This is a genomic window from Methanomassiliicoccus sp., from assembly GCA_033485155.1.
Classification (GTDB): domain Archaea; phylum Thermoplasmatota; class Thermoplasmata; order Methanomassiliicoccales; family Methanomassiliicoccaceae; genus UBA6.
Genome location: JAWQJJ010000001.1, coordinates 132,149 through 150,612 on the forward strand (window position 1 = coordinate 132,149; position 18,464 = coordinate 150,612).

Sequence of the window (18,464 nt, forward strand, 5' to 3'; positions counted from 1 at the left end):
GACGGCGGACCTTTTTTCAGGCGCTCCGCGAGCCAGCATATCCATCCATCGGCCTTACATCACGCATTCTCCGAATGCAGATGGCTAAGCTTAATATGGGCGATATCATCACATCAATCACGGCGGGGGTCTATGACCTCGACGGGGCCGCTGGACGGCCCGTCGACGTTCCCGTCGTAACGACGAGTGGACACCCATGAACAAGAAGGACCTCCTGAAGAAAGTCGTCAAGCAGGTAGACGCGACCAAGTTCGATTCCACACCTATAATCGACAGCATGCGCGAGATGTCGTTCACATCCCGTGACACCGCCCGGGCGGCCGATATCTTCAAGCTGATGCTGGAGGACCACGATTGCACCACCATCCTGACCCTAGCAGGCAGCACCAGCGCGGGTGGATGCATGAACGTCTACGCCGACATGATCAAGTACAACATGGTGGACGCGGTGGTGGCCACCGGAGCCTCGATCGTGGACATGGACTTCTTCGAGGCCCTTGGGTTCAAGCACTACCATGGCACCCCGTTCACCGATGATCACATGCTCAGGGATAACTACATCGACCGCATCTACGACACCTACATCGACGAGGAGCAGCTCCAGAAGTGCGATTCCACGGTGAAGAAGATCGCCGATGGATTGGACCCCCGCCCCTACTCCTCCCGGGAGTTCATCCGGGAGATGGGCCGGTGGCTTACCAAGAACGCCAAGAAGAAGAACTCCCTTGTCGAGCTGGCCTACAAGCATGATGTTCCGGTATTCTGCCCGGCGTTCTCCGACTCCAGCGCAGGTTTCGGCCTGGTGATGCACCAGCACGCCAATCCCAAGGAGCACGTGTCCATCGATTCGGTGAAGGACTTCTACGAGCTGACCAAGGTCAAGATGGCGGCCAAGACCTCCGGTCTGCTCATGGTGGGGGGAGGCGTTCCCAAGAACTTTGCCCAAGACACCGTGGTCTGCGCAGAGTGCCTGGGCCGGGATGTGCCGATGCACCAGTACGCCGTCCAGATCACCGTGGCCGACGTCCGCGACGGTGCCTGCTCGTCCTCTACTCTCAAGGAAGCATCCTCCTGGGGCAAGGTGCAGACGACCTACGAGCAGATGGTGTACGCCGAGGCCACTACCGTGGTCCCGCTCATCTTCAGCTACGTGTATCACAACGCCGATCTCAAGTCGCGCAAGCGGTACGCGTGGGCCAAGATGCTCGACCAGGAGTAAAACCGCTCGGGCCCCTGGCCCCGGCCATTATTATTTTAATCGTATTATATGCAATTGCATCCCTTCACTGAAGCCTCAAGGTTTAAGGAGGGCCTCTCTCTTCGGACCCCTATCGATGCACCATGTCAAGACTCGGCCGTCCGACCATCGCGCTGTATAACTCCTACGACCCCAAGAGCTTCCGGGAGGCGCACCGCCGGGCCCTGGCGAGGGCGGGGCCCCTGGCCCTGGCCTTCGACTTCAACCTTGCTACCTTCGGGTTCCCCTTTCCTCAGGAGCTCACCACTCCTCAGGAGATCGCCGACTGGGTAGCCACCACCACCTCCATCGGGGAGCATGGCGGCTTCCTCAAGGAGCTGACCTCTAGAGGTCGGTTCCAGACCTTTGAATATCCTAACCGGGGCTTTCCCCCTCAGCTGGGAGAGGTGGTGCTCACTACCAGGAAGCCGGAACCGGGCAAGAGGGTGACCCTCGACGACGTGGTAAACACGCTCAGGCGAGGGCAGAGCGTGATGGTCGTGTTCGGGCTCGGCCCCAAGGGCGCTCCTAAGGAGGTCTTCGAGATGACCAGGCAGCATCTGGATATCACCCCTGGAGGGTTCTCGCTGGAGACATGCACGGCCATGGGCGTGGTCGTGGGGGCCATAGCTTATCGATTGAACGAAGGAAGATAAGCGCCAGTCATACCTTCCCGTCCGCTACTGGGGGCGCCGACCCTTCCATCGAGTCCCGCCCCCCATCGTTGGTCTAAGGTCCGATGGACAGCTATGGCATTGATGAAGGGCCGCCGGCACGGACACCGTAGGCCGAAGTCAATATTTCTCGTACCGCAGGCCCAGAGAGGGTACCGTCACCCCGCCGCCCTCGACCACCGAACCCACCACCCTGGCGCCCTCGCCGTAGATGGACACCGCCCGACGGGCATCCTCGGGCGGGCACACCAGGGCGAAGCCCATGCCCATGTTGAAGGTCTGGTACATCTCCGCCGGCTCCACCGAGCCAAGTTCCCCAAGGACCGAGAATACGGGAGGCACGGGCATGGGATCGTGGATCGAGATACCCACCCCGTGACGCAGCCGCAGGAAGTTGCGCAAGCCGCCCCCGGTCACGTCGATCATTCCATGCACCTTGCACTCCCGCACGATCTCCAGCACCTTTCGGACATAGATCTCGGTCGGGGTGAGGAGCGTCATACCGATGGTCCCCCCGAGCTTGGGGAACTTCTCGTCGAGGTCCACCTCGCCGCGCTCCAGCACCCTTCGGGCGAGGGTAAGGCCGTTGGAGTGCACGCCCGAGGACGGGAGGCCGACCACAACGTCGCCCGCGGAGACCTTGGAGCCGTCGATGATGCGGTCCTTGGGCACCATACCCAGGCAGCTGCCGGAGAGGTCGATCTCCTTCATGATTTCCGGCAGCACGGCCACCTCGCCGCCCACCAGGTCGCAGTTGGCCAGCTCGCACCCCTTGTTCAATCCGATGCCGATCTGCTCCATGAGCGGGGGGTTCGGTTCATCGATGGCCAGGTAGTCAACGAAGGAGATGGGCTCCGCGCCCACGCATATGGTGTCGTTGACGTTCATGGCCACGCAGTCGATGCCCACCGTGTCCCATTTGTCGAGGGCCTTGGCGAGGAGCAGCTTGGTCCCCACTCCATCGGTGCACAGCGTGAGCGCCACGTCCCCGAAGTCGATGAGCCCGGTGAACTGGCCGGGAAGATCGATCATCTTGACCTTCCCCGAGCGGCGGAAGGTCAGCTGCTTCACCAAGGCCTCGATGGCCTGGGACTTGGCGTCGATGTTCACGCCCGCCTGGGCGTAGGTCATGGGCTTTCTGCTGCAGGACATGCTGACCGCTACTGTATCCGCTCCTTGGCTTCAAACCTTTCCCGGGACCGACGGAGCATAAACTTTAAGGCCGGGCGGAGAATTGAGCGAACCATGAGCAAGCGCTGGCTGAACGAGAGGCGGCATGACTTCTACTACCGCAAGGCCAAGCAGCTTAACTATCGCTCGCGGGCATCGTTCAAACTCCACCAGATCGATGAGCGCTTCAGTATATTCAAGCCAGGGATGTCAGTGGTCGACCTCGGGGCGGCTCCGGGCGGGTGGCTGCAGATCGCCAAGGAGCGGGTCGGCCCCCAGGGCAAGGTGGTGGGGGTGGACCTCCAGCACATCGCCCCCCTCGAGGGGGTCTCCACCATCAAGGGGGACCTGACCAAGCCGGAGACCGTGGACGAGCTCCGCTCCCTGCTGAACGGCAGCGCCGACGTGGTCATCTCCGATATGTCCCCCAACATCAGCGGCAACTACTCGATCGACCATGCCCGGTCGGTTGACCTGTGCACCCACGCTCTGCAGTTTGCCCGCCTCACCCTCCATCCAGGAGGCTCGCTGGTCATGAAGATCTTCGAGGGGGACCTGATCAATGAGTTCCTTAGGGAGGTCCGTAAGAGCTTCGCCTCGGTCCGCCTGCACGCTCCCAAGGCCTCGCGCTCCAGTAGTTCCGAGATCTACATCGTCGCCAAGGGATTCAAGGGAGGCCCGGGACCGACCAGTGGGCCTGGGCTGACCGATTAATATCCGACGTAGTAATCATAATTGATTACCAGGGGTCGCTCCTTTAAGAACCCCCAGGGCGCTCAAGGTATTAGGGAGCGGGAGAACCCCCCGTATCAATTGCCCCCCAACGAATCCGCGATATATTCTTCGCCGCTCCCATAACTTCCTTTTTCCATCCTCTCCGTCACGGCACGCTGGAGCGATTTGAGATATTCTTTAAATTCATCGTCTCCATTTACACGTCGATGATCACCTATCTCACAGTCACCTTCAGCACTGAGGGGTCCCGTCCTTCCGAGGTCATGGATGCGCTTCACGGCCTGGGGTTCGAGCCGACCACCGGCAGCTATGACTTCATCTATCGATGGGGCAGCAAGGCGACGGTCGAGGACGCCATATACCTGGCGGACAAGGTGCATCAGACCCTGAAGGGCCGCCAGGTCCTTTTCAAGCTGCAAACGGTCAGCGATTACCTCTGAGGCCGCAGCATGCAGCATGGCAAGATCGTCTGCATCGGTCAGAACTACCGCGCCCATGCCAAGGAAATGGACTCCGTCCCGCCGAAGGAGCCCATGCTTTTCCTGAAGCCGTCGTCGGCCATCATTGGTGACGGCGAGGTCATCGAGGCCGGGGCGGTGGGGAGGGTGGACCACGAGGTCGAGCTGGCGTTGATCATCGGCCGCACCGCCCGGCGGGTGGCAGAGGAGGACGCCCTTTCATACATCTCCCACTTGTCGGTGTTCAACGATGTCACCGCCCGGGACTTGCAGAGCGAGGCGCGCAGGGCCGGAAACCCCTGGACGCTGTCCAAGGGCATGGACACTTTCGCACCCATGTCCCGCCCGGTGCCAACATCCAGAGTCAGGGACGTGCATGACCTGGACCTTGAGCTGAAGGTCAACGGAGAGGTGAGGCAGAGGGGGAATACCAAGGACCTCATCTTCGGGCCGGAGCGGCTGGTGGCTTACATCTCGTCGTTCATGACCCTGGAGCCGGGGGACATCATCGCCACCGGGACCCCGGAGGGCGTGAGCCCCCTCAATGACAGGGACAGGGTGGAAGCGTCTATACCTGGCGTCGGCACGGTGAGGAACACCTTCCGGCGGCTCTAATCCCAGAACCTCTTGGTGCGGGCGTAGGTGAGCTCGGCGCTGAGGATGTCCCTGAGGAACTCGTCCTCATCATCGTAGAACGATGAGAGCACTCGAGCCGCGGTATCCGGGCCGATGCCTCGGCCAGCCAGGGTGACCATGGCCCTCCGCCCGTGCTCCTTGACCAGGCTGGCATTCTTGTACATGCGCCTGATCTCCTTGGTCTCCTCCTCGGTGGGCCGGCTCTTCTTGAGCAGTCCGATGTCCTCCTTGTTGTATGGCAGCAGGGCGGCAATCATCTGCCCGCCGCAGCGCGGGCACACGATGCGCTCTTGGGCATCCTGCGGCTTGAGCCTCCACTGCGCCTGGCAACTAAGGCAGGACATGCTCATGACCTCGGACTCCAGCCTCTTCTTTAGGGCCATGAGGATGCTGTGGTCGGCCCGTTGGGGCATTATGAGCTCGCGGGAGTGCTGTAGTCCCGCCCGGCCGATGGCAGTCAGGCCCATGACCTTGAGGCCAACCTCCCCGGACTCGATCCGCTTCATCGCCCGCACCGTGCCGTCGATATCGAAATCCTCCCACAGGACACGCCGCACCGCCTCCTCGAAAAGAGGCGTTTCCTCGAACGCCTCCGCCAGCCGGGTGAAGTTGACCTGCCGGTAGTCCGCATCCTTCTCTATGGCTCCGAACTTCTTGGCCACGAAGACGAAGCGGTAGCGAAGGTAAGACGAGGACTTCAGCACAAGGCGGACCAAGGGCTCGACGCCGTCCGATCTGATCGAACGCAACGTGTCGATGATGATCTGGGGGCTGATGTCCCGGGGCAGCTCGATGACGATTCGATAGGGATCGGTGTGCACTCCCACGCTCTCCCCCAGGCGGGCAGACAGGAGGACCGACAGTACCTTGGAAACGGTCTCGTTGACTTTGGTCCCGAAGCACATGTTGAGCACCGCCATGCGCTTGCCCATCTCCAAGGTGACGAGTTCATCGGACGGTACCGCGCCGTCCTTGTCCTGTTCCCTGAGGTAGTGGTCCAGCTCGCGTACGGCGTCGCGGTCCGCGGCGTATCGGCCGTACTGCCTTTCCCTCCTCAGCCTCCCGACCTCCTGGGCGATGTCGAACGGCACCGGAAGGTCCTCCCCCGTCCACGAGGGGATAGACCCGATATCCCTCACCTGCTCCACCAGCAGCTCGTCCTCCCGCACCTCGACGATCCTCCATGTCTTCCCATGGGTGATGAACGCGGCGTAAGGCTCAGCGAAGGATAGCACAAACGACTCATCCAGCGTTCCCACGATCCGTCGGGTGGCAATGTCCCGGATGAGGAAGGTCCGCTCGTCCGGGATCATCGACAGGTTGTCGAAGAAGTAGCGCATGCCCCTGGCGGTCCGACGATACTTGGACTCGTTGTCGAACAGCAGCCCTATGCGCACCAGCTGCTCCAGCACGCCATGGAACTCCTCCCGGGTCAGGTTGCGGAAGGGGTACGCGCGCTTGATAACCTGGAACGCCAGCTCTTTCTCCACCGGCCCGACCATGGTCATCGCCACCAGCTGGTTCGCCAGCACGGCCATGGGCCTCTCCCTCACCCGGAGATCCTCCAGCTCTCCTACGGTGGCCTTGCGGGCGATGACCATGCTCTCGGCGATCTCGTCGGGGTTCGACGCCACGATGGCCCCTTCGGTCCTCTCGCCCACCGCATGGCCGGCCCTCCCCATCCGCTGGATCAGGCGGGCCACCTGCCGGGGGGAGTTGTACTGGATGGCAAAGTCCACCGAGCCGATGTCGATGCCTAGCTCCAGGGAGGAGGTGCAGATGAGTCCTTTCAGCTTCTCCTGCTTGAACTCCTCCTCCATCTCTACCCGGATCTCCTTGGACAGCGAGCCGTGGTGCACTCCGACCTTGAAGTTCTCGTCCCAGATGTGATACCTGGCTGTCAGTGCCTCGGCGGTGTCCCGGGTGTTGACGAACAGCAGGGTGGAGCGATGTTCCTCGATGAGACCCTTGCACCGGCGCATCCCCGCCACCAGATGGGGATCGCTCTGCAGTCGGCCGGCCATGTCTCGATCGGCATCGGTGACGGGAGGAGCCTGAACGGTCACCTCCAGCTCCTTGGACACCTGCGCCCGGACGACCCGCACCTCCCTAGCCCCTCCTAGATATCGGGCGACCTCGTCGACCGACCCCACGGTGGCCGACAGCCCCACTCTCTGGAAATCCCCGGCGACCTCGGCCAGGCGTTCCAGCGCCACCGCGAGCTGGGCCCCCCGCTCATTATTCGCCAGCTCATGGATCTCGTCCACCACCACCCACTTGACCCGGGACAGGTGCTCCCGCAGCCGTTTCCCGGTGAACAGCACCTGCACCGTCTCCGGAGTCGTGATCAGCACGTCCGGCGGGCTCTTCGACTGGCTCTGACGCTCCGACTGCGAAGTGTCGCCGTGCCGCACCGCCACGTCGAGGTCGAGGGCCTCCCCGAACTCGGTGAGGCGCTTGAGCATGTCCCGGTTCAAAGCCCGCAAGGGGGTGATGTAGATGCACTTGATCCCCTTTCCCGGCGTGCCCAGGAGGCGGTGGAAGATAGGGAGCATGGCCGCCTCGGTCTTGCCGATGCCGGTGTGCGCGACCAGGAGAAGATGATTGCCATCGAGGATGAGGGGAATGGCCTCCCGCTGGGGACCTGTCGGCTCGTGGATGTCCTTGTCCTGTAGGACCTGCTGGATCCTTTTATCAAGAAGTTCGAATACCATATCCAGATGCTGCTTTATCGAACGGATATGTCTATTTCAACCTGTCGCTTGGTGCTCCGACTGCCTCTTCCTTTCCTCCCTCGCCCATCGGCCGGCGGGCGATATCCAGGGGTGAGCAGATGTTGCCCAGCACGCCGAGGATCTCCTCGAAACTGAGGATGCCCACGATTCCGGGAGGGCCGGTCACCACTGCCTGGGGGATGCCTCGATCGGTCATCTCGTCCAAGGCTGCCCGGGCTGTGGTCTCCTGATCCACGATAAGGAAGTCCCGGCTCATGCGGTCCCCGAGCCTCACCCCCGTCCGGGGTTCTGTCTCCAGCAGCCCTCGGTCGACGATGCCCACAACATTATGCTCATCCATCACTGGGTAGTACTCCTGGGGCTCCACCTCGGCGATGGTGTAGGCCCGCTGGACGGCGTCTGAGGCCCTGAGTGAGACGGTATTGGTGGCCATGAGGTCCTTGACCTTGATGACGCTGAGATCGTCCATGTTCACCGGGATCCACCCCCGGGTGGTTTGGTTCTCATACATGGCGTAGTTGCCGGTGGCAATGTAACCGACGATGGATGCAATCACCAAAGGAATGAACAGGTGGTAGCCACCCGACATCTCGGACACGATGATGGCGGCGCCGATTGGGGTCTTGGTCACCCCCGCCGCCATCGCCCCCATCCCCACCACCATGAACAGAGGGACCGGCTGCAGGCTGAGCAGGGAGGCCACCAGGCCGCCCAGACAGGCCCCGCAAAGCAATGAGGAAGTAAAAACTCCTCCTGAGCCGTAGGACCCCACGGTGATCGAGGTGGCTACGATCTTCATGGGCAGCAGGATGAGCAAGAAGGTAACCGTGAACCCGCCAAGCAGGATGGTCTGGATCGTGGTCAATCCAAGTCCCATGACCTGGGGGAGGAACACCCCGACCGTGCCAATCATGATCCCCCCGATGGTGGTCTTCCAGTGCAGCGCTATCTTCGCCACCCGGAACCTGGACCGGATGAATCGCTGGAGGACCACGAACGCAATGCCTACAATCCCGGCTAGAAGTCCGATGAGCAGGAAGACGGGAATGTCCTCGAGGACGAAGGTGGTCATGGCTGTGGGCAGGACGAACACTGGCGCCGTGCCGATGATGGGCAGGTAAACGATATAGGCGGCCACGCTGGACAGGGAGGCGGGAATGATGGCCCGCCCCTCAAGATCGTTCTTGTATGGAAGTTCGAGAGCGAATATGGCGCCCCCGATGGGGGCATGGAACACGGCCGAGGTGCCGGCAGAGATGGAGCATATAACGAAGATCTTGAGATCCTCATGCCTCAGATTCAAGCGGTTGGCCAGATAGGTGGCGAGGCCGCCGCAGATCTGAGCTATGGGTCCTTCCCGCCCCCCGCTCCCGCCCGAACCGACGGTGAGGGTGGTCACGATAAGCTTGATCGGCGAGGTCAGCGGGCGTATCTCACCCCCGCGGTAGTTGAGGGCGTCGATGACGCAGCTCATCCCCTGACCGGCCGTTTCCGGGGTGTACCGTTCCATTATCAGTCCGGCGAGGAGGGCACCGATGGCCGGGGATAAGAGCACAAGATACCAGGGCAGCCCGGGTACGCCATAGGAGATGCTTTTTACCAATTGCAGCCCGAGCTGCAGCAATAGGCCTCCGAACCCCCCCGCCACTCCGATGAGGACGCTCAGAGGGATCCATTTCCGCAGGTACTTGTTGAGGTCCAGGGAATAGTGGGTATGCCGCTGGTGGACCGGAGGGATCCCGCTCACCTGATGGGCCCGGCCAGGCATGGGAATGCGCTTGGCCCTCGGCCCGATACATCAGCAGAGCGTCCGGTTTGTATCGTTGACCGCTAGGTCGGGCGAAAAGAGGAGCTAGCGGCCGCAAATAAATGAAAAAACGGAAGAGGTTGAGGGGTTTGCTCAGGCCTTCTGAGCTTCGGCCTTGGCCTTTACCGGAGCCTTGGCCGCGCCCTCGGCCCGGGGGGCCTTGGCCGCCGCGGCCTTGCCCTCGACCTTGGCGCCCTCGGTAGCGGCCGGAGCGGCGTTGGGATCGGTGGCCTCCAGCAGGAGCTCGGAGATGTCAACGACCTTGATCTTGGCCCCGATCTGCTTGGCCCCAGCCTGCAGGTTGACCACGCAGAATGGGCAGGTGGTCACCAGGATCTCGGCCCCAGTAGCGACGGCCTCCTTGACCCTCTCCGCGGCGATGTTGACGGCCATGTCATTGAAGGCGCTCTTGAAGCCGCCTCCGGCGCCGCAGCAGCGGGAACCCTTGCGGTTGCGGGGCATCTCCACCAGCTCGATCCCGGGGATCTTCTTGATGACCTCACGGGGATCCTCGTACACTCCGCTGTGGCGGCCAAGGTGGCAAGGATCGTGGTAAGTGACCTTGGCCTTGATCTCCTTGGTGAACTTGAGCTTCTTCTCCTTGATCAGCCTGTTCACGTACTGCGAGAAGTGATATACCGGGAAGGTGGGGTTGGCGAAGTACCGGCCGTAGTCGGTAGAGGTGGTCTTGTAGCAACCTGCGCAGGTGGTGACCATAGCCTTGGCCCCCCTGTTCTCCACTTCCTGGATGTTATGCTGGGCGAACTCTGCGGTCAACCCCGTCTGTCCGGTCCTGAGGGCGGGAGAGGTGCAGCACCACTCGTCGCCTCCGAGGATGTCGAGCTTCACCCCGGCCCGGTTCAGCACGACGGCTCCGGCCTTGGCGATCTTCTGCATCCTGTAGGAACCGGTGCACCCGGCGAAGAAGATGATATCCGGACGGGCCTGGTGGGGTATCTCCGCGGGCCACCAGTCGCCCCGCTTCTCAGTCGGCTCGTTGTAGGGGTTGCGGTTCTCCTTGATGGCCTTGGCCAGCTTGGAGTGTACCGGGAGCGGCCCCTTGCCCTGGTCCACGACCCACTCGCGGACCTTCTCCCAGAAGTCACCGAACTCGATGTTGACGTGGCAGACGGTCTCGCATTGCGCGCAGCCGGTGCATCGGAACAGCGCCTCCACGAACTCATCGTCGACCTTGACTTTACGGCCCAACAAAGTGTCCATGGGTGATCGCTTGGAGATCTGGCTCAGGTAGAATACCTTGCCCCGGGGGGTGATCGATTCCCAAGGGGTCTGCTCATAGGTGGGGCAGACGCGTACGCAATATCCGCACTGTAGACAAGCGAGAAGTTCCCTGTTGATCTCCGGCATCTTTACCATGGGTGCACCTCAGTGAAATGAAGAGAGCCTTTATCTCCTGTTAAGGGAGGCTTTGGAACGAGTGAATGGAAGAAAACTTCTTATAACTATCGTTGGGGCGGGAGCGCCTCCCGAAAGGTGTCCAGCGTTTCCCGCCATGCGCCTGGCTCCTAACCGTCCAGGATGGGGTTGTAGCCATACCAGCTGCCTCCCCGCTTCAGGTATTCGAGGTTCTCCTCCAGGGTCCGTTGGTGCTCCCTCTCCCATTGGGCCAGCCTCTGCATCAGTATCTTCAGCTCGAGGTCCTGGGTCAGGCTGGCCACCTGCTCGTACATCCGCACCGAGGCCTTCTCCACTCCGATGGCCATTTCCACCGCCTTCATCTCGTCCTTGGCCGAGAGGCACGCCCCCTCGGGCAGGTCTGGGAACACCTTTCCAGGGACGACATTGGCATACTCGGGGTCCGGGCGGATGGTCGTTACATCCTTCCCGGGGAAGATGCGGTCGATCTGCCTGGTCAGCCATGCCCGGTGCTCCTTTTCGTCCCGGGACAGGCTGCGCAGGATGAGCTTGCCCTCCCTGTCCTTGATGCACTCGCTCATCCGCTGGTAGAACTCCTTGCCGAACGTCTCCACCCTGATTGCCGCGGCCAGCAGGCCCAACTGCTTGTTGAGGCTCGCCTCATCGCTCTTCCAATCGCTCCGTTCAAAGCGCATGCCCGTCTCTCACTATCATCGAACCGCCATCGGCCGATAAATAGCTTACCGATGATCGTGCCGCGGTGGGAGGGGAGCGACCCTTGCCAGAGGTTGTCCCAGCGGGGTGAGCCAATGAGGAAACGTTTAATAAATGCAATAGGTTTGCCGGCCAAAGGGCGGCTTTATCATAGAGGCCGATACGGGATGATGGGATGCTGTACGTCCAGGTGCTGATCTGATGTACGGTCAGGAGCTCTTTCCTTTGCTCATCGGCGTGTCCCTGTTCGGGGCGCTGCTGGCCATCGGGACTGGGAGATGGGAGAGGGTCTGCCGGACCGCCCCCCTTATCGCTGCGGCCGGGGCCTCCCTGATCGGGCTGCTCATCGCCATCGACGTCCTTCTCGGTAGCGGGGAGGTGACCTTTACCATTCCCACCGCTGTGGCCGCTCTGGGGCACTTCACCTTCTCCGTGGACCGCCTGTCCGCATACTTCATCCTGGCCATCTCCGCCCTGGCGCTGTGCGTCAGCATATATTCCATCGGCTACACCCAGGAGTACTCCGGCCGTTACCGCCCGGAGACCATGGGTGCCTTGTTCAATCTATTCCTTCTCAGCCTGTACCTCGTGGTTACCGCCTCCAATGCCGTGCTGTTCCTCATCATGTGGGAGACCATGTCCCTCACCTCCTACCTCCTGGTGGTGTACGAGAACCGGAACCGGGAGAGCGAGTCCTCCGGCCTTCTATACTTGGTAATGACCCACCTGGGCACCGCCCTCATCACCGTGGCGTTCATCGTCATGTGGCTGTACACTCCGGGAGAGCATTCCTTCGACTTCGAGGCATTCCGCGAGCTGGGGGCCGGCGGGCTGCTCCCCGAGGCCGCCCGAACCCTGGCCTTCCTCCTCCTGCTCATCGGCTTCGGTACTAAGGCCGGCCTTGTTCCGCTGCATGTCTGGCTGCCGCAGGCTCACCCTGCCGCCCCCTCTAACGTGTCTGCGATGATGTCCGGAGTGATGGTGAAGACGGCGGTCTACATGCTCATCCGCTGTTACTTCGACTTCCTGGGCGTCACTAACTCATGGTGGGGGCTGGTCGTTCTCCTGGTCGCCTCCATCTCCGCCCTGGTTGGCGTCCTCTATGCTCTGATGGAGGAGGACATCAAGCGCGCCCTCGCCTACTCCACGGTGGAGAACATCGGCCTCATCTTCATCGGTCTGGGGGCGGCCATGGTGTTCCAGTCCTACTATCTCGCCGATCCGGTGGCCAACGCCCACCTGGCCGACCTGGCCGCGTTGGCGCTGATCGCCGTGCTGTTCCACACCCTTGCCCACTCCCTGTTCAAGGGCCTGCTGTTCATGGGGGCCGGGTCGGTCATGTACGCTACCCACACTCGGGACCTGGAGGAGATGGGCGGGCTGGCCAAGCGGATGCCATGGACGGGCATCCTGTTCTTCGTGGGGGCGCTGTCGATCTCCGCTATCCCTCCGTTCAGTGGCTTCGTGGGCGAGTGGCTCATGTTCCAGTCACTTCTCCTCACGCAGAGCATCAGCGACCCCATGGTCAACGTGCTGCTGCCGGTGGCGGTCGCGATCCTCGCCCTGACCGGCGCCTTGGCCGCCGCTTGCTTCGTGCGAATATTCGGTGCGACCTTCCTCGCCAGGCCCAGGAGCAAGCACGCCGCGGAGGCCCAGGAGGTCCCCCGGACCATGCTGGCGGGGATGGGCATTGCCGCCGGGGCATCGGTCCTGCTGGGCGTCCTGTCCGTGTTAATCATCCCAACGATCGACAGCGTGACCTCCTCGGTGCTGGGAGTGAGCATCGCATCCAAGCTCGTCAACGGCCTGGTGCTTATGCCTCCCGCCGGGGAGTTCTCCAGCATGAGCCCCTTGGTGATCGGTGTGCTGCTGTTGTTCGCCGTGCCCTTCGCTCTCATCGTTACCCGCTATCTGGGAGGCCGCCACCCGGTGGAGAGGGGTGATACCTGGGACTGCGGGACGCCCCTCAGCTCGAGGACGGAGTACTCCGCCGCCGGCTTCTCCAACCCCATCAACCGCATCTTCCGCTCCATCTACCGCCCCCACACCGAGGTACGCACCGAGTACACCTCCTCGACCCTCATCAAGAGAAAGATATCGTTCTCCAGCACCATCGAACCGGTGTTCGAACGCTACCTTTACGCTCCAGTCGCCGCCCTGGTGATCGCCATCGCCCGGCGCGTTGGAATAATACAGAAGGGTAGCATCCAAGCGTACCTGGCGTACATCTTCGTCATCCTCCTCGCCCTGCTGGTGGTGTTCCGATGATCCTCGAGGTCGCCCAGTTCCTCCTGGTGCTTGCCATCGCCCCCCTGGTCACCGGAATCATCCGCAAGGCCAAGGCGCTGATGCAGAGCCGCCGGGGCCCCAGCGTACTCCAGCCCTATCGCGATCTGTGGAAGCTGCTGTGCAAGGGCTCGGTGGTCTCCAACGATGCCTCCTGGGTGTTCACAATCACCCCTTACGCATGCATCGCTGCGGTCACCGTTGCCGCCTTGTTGGTCCCGGTGGTCTATGCCGGTACCTTCGGCTTCCTCGGCGACCTAATCGTGCTCATATATCTGCTGGCGATGATGCGGTTCTTCATGGCCCTGGCCGCCCTGGATACCGGCTCGGCGTTCGGAGGGATGGGCTCCAGCCGGGAAATGTACATCTCCTCGGTGGTCGAGCCGACCATGCTGCTATCCATCTTCGCCATGGCCTTGGTGGCCGGAACGACCTCCCTGGCTAGCATCGCCGAGCGTATCGCCTCCAGCGGCCTCGACTTGATCTCCCCGGCATTGTTCCTGGCCGCGGCGGCGTTCTTCATCGCCACCCTGGCGGAGAACGCCCGAGTTCCCTTCGACAACCCATCTACTCATCTTGAGCTCACAATGATCCACGAGGCCATGCTCCTGGAGTACTCTGGCAAGCAGCTGGCCCTCATGGAGATGGCCTCCATGACCAAGCTGGTCATCTTCCTGGCCATCATGTCCAACGTTTTCTTCCCGTGGGGCATCGCCACCACCGACGACCCCATGGCCATCGCCGTCGGGCTAGCGGTTTTCCTGGGCAAGCTCATCCTCCTCGCGCTCATCATCGCCCTCATCGAGTCCTCCTTCTCCAAGATGCGCCTGTTCCGCCTGCCCAACCTATTGACCGTGGCATTCATCCTGGCCCTCCTGGCCGTCATCTCGTTCTACATCTTGGGGGTGCTCTGAACGGCTTTCTCCGCGGTCACCATCATCGACGGCCTCGCCGCTGCCATCCTGCTCACTACCTTTATCGGCATCGCCAGCAACCGCATGCTCCCGCTGATCCGCCTGTTCGCGCTGCAGTCGATTGCCCTGGGGTCCCTGGCCTTCACCGTGGCGTGGGTCACCGGCTCCGGCCACATCTACCTGGTGGCGGTGCTGACGGTGGCCATCAAGGGAGCGCTCATACCCTGGATGTTGATATACGTCATGAGGCAGATCAAGGTTGAGCGGGAGGTCGAGCCAGTGGTCAGCATCCCCCTCTCCCTGCTACTATGTGGCGGTCTGACGGTGGTGGCCTTCTACATCACCCAACCCATCATCTTCACCGGCGGGGCCATCGACACGATCACCAAGAACTGCCTGGCGATCTCCATCGCGGTCGTGTTCATCGGTTTCTTCACCATGATCTCGCGCAAGAAAGCCATCACCCAGATCATGGGCCTGCTGACTATGGAGAACGGGCTGTTCCTGGCCGCCATCTCGGTGACCTACGGTATGCCCTTGATCGTGGAGCTTGGCATATTCTTCGATATCCTGGTGGCGGTGCTTATCATGGGCCTCTTCGCCTTCCGCATCAACCGTACCTTCGCCAGCGTTGACACGACCATCCTGAGGAGGCTGCGGGATTGATCGAGTTCCTGCTCCTGATGCCGCTGATCGCCGCGGCGTTATGTTATCCCCTCAAGAAGCGGCGATTCATCGAGACGGCGGCGGTGGCCGGCTCAGCGGTCACCCTGGCGGTGGCATCGTATCTCTCCTATCAGGTGTTCGCATTGGGCACCATCGACGAGGGCCTGCTGTACATGGACCCTTTCTCGGCCTACACCCTGATGTTGGTCTCCTTCGTCGGCCTGCTGGCGGTGATTTACTCACTATCTTACATCGGCAGGGAGAACGATGAGGGGATAATCACCACCCTGAAGCTCAGGAACTACTACCTGTTCTTCCAGCTGTTCGTCTTCACCATGCTCCTGGTGTGCGTATCCAATAATCTGGGGATCATGTGGATCGCCATTGAGGGCACCACCCTGGCCTCGGCCTACCTGGTCGGACTGTACGACCGGGAGACCTCCGTAGAGGCAGCGTGGAAGTACCTGGTCATCTGCTCGGTGGGCATCACCCTCGCCCTCCTGGGTATCATCATGGTCTACGCCTCTTCCATCCAGTGGCTGGGAGAATCGTCGTCGGGCCTAGATTGGTCCACCCTGATGTCGGTGGCCGGCTCGCTTGACCCCACCCTGCTGAAGATCGCGTTCATCTTCGTTCTGGTGGGCTACGGGACCAAGGTCGGTCTGGCGCCGATGCACACCTGGTTGCCGGATGCACACTCGCAGGCCCCCACCCCCGTGTCCGCTCTGCTGTCCGGCGTGCTGCTGAACTGCGCCATGTACGGGATCCTGAGGTTCCACATGATCGTGTCCGCCTCCTCCCTGGGTCCCGGCTTCTCGGGTGGGCTCCTCCTGCTCTTTGGCCTCATCTCGCTGGGCATCGCCGCGGCGTACATCGTCATGTCCAAGGATTACAAGCGCATGCTGGCGTATTCCTCGATCGAACACATGGGGATCATCGCCGTCGGCTTCGGTTTCGGCGGTTACTGGGGCATCTTCGGGGCCCTGTTCCACATGCTCAACCACGCGCTGGCCAAGACGCTGATGTTCTTCGGCGCGGGCAACATCCTCCACCGGCTGAGGACCAAGGACATCGATCAGGTCCGGGGGGTCCTAAAGATCCTTCCAGCTACCGGGGTCCTGTTCATCGGCGGCGCGTTGGCGATCACCGGATGCCCGCCTTTCTCCCTCTTCCTGAGCGAGTTCATGGTGCTGGTGGGAGGCATCAGTGCGGGCCAGAGCGTCGGCGTGGTGCTATACCTTCTGCTGTTGGTCATCGTCTTCGCGGCCTTCATGTACCATGTGGGGCGCATGGTGTTCGGTGAGCCGGCCGATGTTGGCGGAGAGGAGGGGGAGAGGAGCTGGGTGGACACCGCTCTCATGACCGCGCTCCTCCTATCCATCCTGGCGATGGGACTCTATCTCCCGGCGTTCCTCAATGACGCGCTGCAACAGATCATCCAGCTGTTCCCGGGAGGTAGCTCATGAGTGAGGACCAGGTGCGGGAGGTGCTCCGCAGGATGCCCGCCTCGGTGATGGTGCGGGTCGACCAGTACGAAGTGAAGGGAAAGGAGCTGCGAATGGTCGTGAGACCTGATGCTATGGTCCCTCTTGCCCTTCACCTGCGCCAGGAGCACAAGGCGAGGCTGGTGACTCTGCACGCCACCGACGACCGGGCTCTTGAGGGGGTCTTCAAGCTCCACCTGCTCATGGTTCCCCTGGGCATGGACGCGTTCGTCTCGGCGACCACCTCTCTCGGGCTGGGGGAATGGAGGTACGAGTCCCTGACCCCGTCCATCAACGACGCGGACTGGTATGAGCGGGAGATCCAGGACATGTTCGGTCTGATGGCTATCGGCCACCCTGACCCCCGGCCGCTGGCGCTCCATGAGGACTGGCCGGAGGGCCGGTACCCGCTGCGCAAGGACTTCCCGCTGGAGGAACGTCCTCCACGGGTGAACGGTGAGTACCATTTCACCAAGGTGGAAGGCGAGGGGGTGTACGAGATTCCGGTAGGGCCGGTGCACGCCGGGGTCATTGAACCAGGACACTTCCGCTTCTCCGTCGCCGGCGAGCCCATAATCAATCTGGAAGTTCGCCTAGGGTATGTGCACAGAGGGATCGAGAAGCTATCTGAGTCCACTCCCTACACCAAGGGAGTGTACCTGGCGGAGCGCATCTCCGGGGACAACTCCATGGCCCACTCCACCGCGTACTGCCAGGCGGTGGAATCCCTCGCCTCCTGCCCGGTGCCGGAGCGGGCGGAGTACATCAGAACGGTCATGCTGGAGCTGGAGCGGTTATACAACCTGTTGGGAGACATCGCGGGAATCGCCCTGGACACCGCCCTGACCGTCGCCGCGGCCAACGGGTACGTGCTGAGGGAGAAGGCCATGAACCTCAACGAGTGCCTCACCGGCTCCCGCCTCCTGCGCTCGGTGAACGTGCTGGGCGGGGTGCGCAGAGACCTTACCTCCAACGATCGGGAGAAGGTCCTTGCTACCATGGTCAAGCTGAAGCTGGAGTTCGAGGACCTGGTGACCCTCATGACAACCTCCCCCTCGATGATGGACCGGGTTGAGACCACCGGTGTGCTAACCAGGGAGATGGCCATGGATCTCAATGTGGTAGGCCCGGCGGCCCGGGCCAGTGGGGTGGACCGAGACGTGCGGCGGGATCATCCCTACGCCGCCTACGATAGGCTCGACTTCCTTGTGCCTACTCATTCCTCGGGCGATGTCAACGCCCGCATGAGGGTGAAGATGGGTGAGGTCCGGGAGTCGTTCTCACTTATCGACCAGGCCCTCGACCGCATGCCCCCTGGCCCGATAAGGGGGAAGCTAGGGACAGGATCCCTGGGACAGATCGCCTATTCCCTGGTCGAATCGCCGAGGGGGGAGATCGTCCACTGGATGATGGCCGGCCGAGGCTCGCCGGCACGTCACAAGGTGAGGGACGCCTCCTTCTGCAATTGGCTGGCGATGGAGCAGGCAGTACTGGGCAATATCGTCCCCGATTTCCCGCTCATCAATAAGAGCTTCAACCTGTCCTATTCGGGCAATGACCTGTGAGGTGTC

The 18,464-nt window shown here is 61.9% G+C and carries 15 protein-coding genes; 10 read left to right on the forward strand and 5 right to left on the reverse strand.

Features of this window, described 5'->3' with window-relative positions; translation table 11 throughout:
* Positions 1-196: 196 nt before the first annotated feature.
* On the forward strand, positions 197-1,219 hold the full coding sequence (locus SA339_00635) for a deoxyhypusine synthase (protein MDW5561703.1): 1,023 nt from the start codon (positions 197-199) through the stop codon (positions 1,217-1,219).
* 122 nt (positions 1,220-1,341) lie between these two features.
* On the forward strand, positions 1,342-1,893 hold the full coding sequence (locus SA339_00640; GenBank protein ID MDW5561704.1) for a DUF531 domain-containing protein: 552 nt from the start codon (positions 1,342-1,344) through the stop codon (positions 1,891-1,893).
* 138 nt (positions 1,894-2,031) lie between these two features.
* Here the strand turns inward: SA339_00640 and purM are convergent, their stop codons facing one another.
* The gene (gene purM / locus SA339_00645) at positions 2,032-3,063 is read right to left on the reverse strand and encodes a phosphoribosylformylglycinamidine cyclo-ligase (protein ID MDW5561705.1); all 1,032 of its coding nucleotides are present in this window, start codon (positions 3,061-3,063) and stop codon (positions 2,032-2,034) included.
* 93 nt (positions 3,064-3,156) lie between these two features.
* Between purM and SA339_00650 the strand changes: the two genes are divergently transcribed.
* The 3 genes from SA339_00650 (at position 3,157) to SA339_00660 (ending at position 4,889) form a co-directional block, all read left to right on the forward strand.
* Complete coding sequence (locus SA339_00650; GenBank protein ID MDW5561706.1) at positions 3,157-3,795, forward strand: RlmE family RNA methyltransferase; 639 nt, start codon at positions 3,157-3,159, stop codon at positions 3,793-3,795.
* Positions 3,796-4,022: 227 nt separating this feature from the next.
* Positions 4,023-4,256, forward strand: coding sequence for a hypothetical protein (locus tag SA339_00655; protein ID MDW5561707.1), 234 nt, complete (start codon positions 4,023-4,025; stop codon positions 4,254-4,256).
* A 9-nt stretch (positions 4,257-4,265) separates the two neighbouring features.
* Positions 4,266-4,889, forward strand: coding sequence for a fumarylacetoacetate hydrolase family protein (locus tag SA339_00660; protein MDW5561708.1), 624 nt, complete (start codon positions 4,266-4,268; stop codon positions 4,887-4,889).
* On the opposite strand, the gene SA339_00665 is transcribed toward SA339_00660, so the two are convergent.
* From SA339_00665 to SA339_00680, 4 genes are all read right to left on the reverse strand, one after another.
* Positions 4,886-7,624 (reverse strand): DEAD/DEAH box helicase, encoded by a 2,739-nt coding sequence (locus SA339_00665; protein ID MDW5561709.1) that lies wholly within the window; start codon positions 7,622-7,624, stop codon positions 4,886-4,888. The two genes, SA339_00660 and SA339_00665, sit on opposite strands and share 4 nt — an antisense overlap.
* 31 nt (positions 7,625-7,655) lie before the next feature.
* Entirely contained in the window at positions 7,656-9,413 is a 1,758-nt protein-coding gene (locus SA339_00670) for a chloride channel protein (GenBank protein ID MDW5561710.1), read from the reverse strand.
* Positions 9,414-9,545: 132 nt separating this feature from the next.
* On the reverse strand, positions 9,546-10,829 hold the full coding sequence (locus tag SA339_00675; GenBank protein MDW5561711.1) for a (Fe-S)-binding protein: 1,284 nt from the start codon (positions 10,827-10,829) through the stop codon (positions 9,546-9,548).
* Positions 10,830-10,978: 149 nt separating this feature from the next.
* Positions 10,979-11,524: a ferritin family protein gene (locus tag SA339_00680; protein MDW5561712.1), complete on the reverse strand. Its 546-nt coding sequence runs from the start codon at positions 11,522-11,524 to the stop codon at positions 10,979-10,981.
* Positions 11,525-11,744: 220 nt separating this feature from the next.
* Between SA339_00680 and hyfB the strand changes: the two genes are divergently transcribed.
* The 5 genes from hyfB to SA339_00705 all read left to right on the forward strand — a co-directional run bounded on the left by hyfB (position 11,745) and on the right by SA339_00705 (position 18,458).
* Positions 11,745-13,811, forward strand: a complete 2,067-nt coding sequence (gene hyfB / locus SA339_00685) for a hydrogenase 4 subunit B (GenBank protein MDW5561713.1) — start codon at positions 11,745-11,747, stop codon at positions 13,809-13,811.
* Positions 13,808-14,743 (forward strand): NADH-quinone oxidoreductase subunit H, encoded by a 936-nt coding sequence (locus SA339_00690; protein MDW5561714.1) that lies wholly within the window; start codon positions 13,808-13,810, stop codon positions 14,741-14,743. The genes hyfB and SA339_00690 overlap by 4 nt, the downstream gene beginning before the upstream one ends.
* A gap of 84 nt (positions 14,744-14,827) precedes the next feature.
* On the forward strand, positions 14,828-15,409 hold the full coding sequence (locus tag SA339_00695; GenBank protein ID MDW5561715.1) for a hydrogenase: 582 nt from the start codon (positions 14,828-14,830) through the stop codon (positions 15,407-15,409).
* The gene (locus SA339_00700; GenBank protein MDW5561716.1) at positions 15,406-16,875 is read left to right on the forward strand and encodes a hydrogenase 4 subunit F; all 1,470 of its coding nucleotides are present in this window, start codon (positions 15,406-15,408) and stop codon (positions 16,873-16,875) included. The genes SA339_00695 and SA339_00700 overlap by 4 nt, the downstream gene beginning before the upstream one ends.
* Complete coding sequence (locus tag SA339_00705; GenBank protein MDW5561717.1) at positions 16,872-18,458, forward strand: NADH-quinone oxidoreductase subunit C; 1,587 nt, start codon at positions 16,872-16,874, stop codon at positions 18,456-18,458. The genes SA339_00700 and SA339_00705 overlap by 4 nt, the downstream gene beginning before the upstream one ends.
* Positions 18,459-18,464 lie beyond the last annotated feature (6 nt).

Coding starts and splice junctions, on each gene's coding strand:
- SA339_00695 (MDW5561715.1), top strand. CDS start 14,828: ATGCTCCCGCTGATCCGCCTGTTCGCGCTGCAGTCGATTGCCCTGGGG.
- SA339_00655 (MDW5561707.1), top strand. CDS start 4,023: ATGATCACCTATCTCACAGTCACCTTCAGCACTGAGGGGTCCCGTCCT.
- SA339_00680 (MDW5561712.1), bottom strand. CDS start 11,524: ATGCGCTTTGAACGGAGCGATTGGAAGAGCGATGAGGCGAGCCTCAAC.
- SA339_00705 (MDW5561717.1), top strand. CDS start 16,872: ATGAGTGAGGACCAGGTGCGGGAGGTGCTCCGCAGGATGCCCGCCTCG.
- SA339_00650 (MDW5561706.1), top strand. CDS start 3,157: ATGAGCAAGCGCTGGCTGAACGAGAGGCGGCATGACTTCTACTACCGC.
- SA339_00690 (MDW5561714.1), top strand. CDS start 13,808: ATGATCCTCGAGGTCGCCCAGTTCCTCCTGGTGCTTGCCATCGCCCCC.
- SA339_00675 (MDW5561711.1), bottom strand. CDS start 10,829: ATGGTAAAGATGCCGGAGATCAACAGGGAACTTCTCGCTTGTCTACAG.
- SA339_00635 (MDW5561703.1), top strand. CDS start 197: ATGAACAAGAAGGACCTCCTGAAGAAAGTCGTCAAGCAGGTAGACGCG.
- SA339_00665 (MDW5561709.1), bottom strand. CDS start 7,624: ATGGTATTCGAACTTCTTGATAAAAGGATCCAGCAGGTCCTACAGGAC.
- SA339_00640 (MDW5561704.1), top strand. CDS start 1,342: ATGTCAAGACTCGGCCGTCCGACCATCGCGCTGTATAACTCCTACGAC.
- SA339_00670 (MDW5561710.1), bottom strand. CDS start 9,413: ATGCCTGGCCGGGCCCATCAGGTGAGCGGGATCCCTCCGGTCCACCAG.
- hyfB (MDW5561713.1), top strand. CDS start 11,745: ATGTACGGTCAGGAGCTCTTTCCTTTGCTCATCGGCGTGTCCCTGTTC.
- purM (MDW5561705.1), bottom strand. CDS start 3,063: ATGTCCTGCAGCAGAAAGCCCATGACCTACGCCCAGGCGGGCGTGAAC.
- SA339_00660 (MDW5561708.1), top strand. CDS start 4,266: ATGCAGCATGGCAAGATCGTCTGCATCGGTCAGAACTACCGCGCCCAT.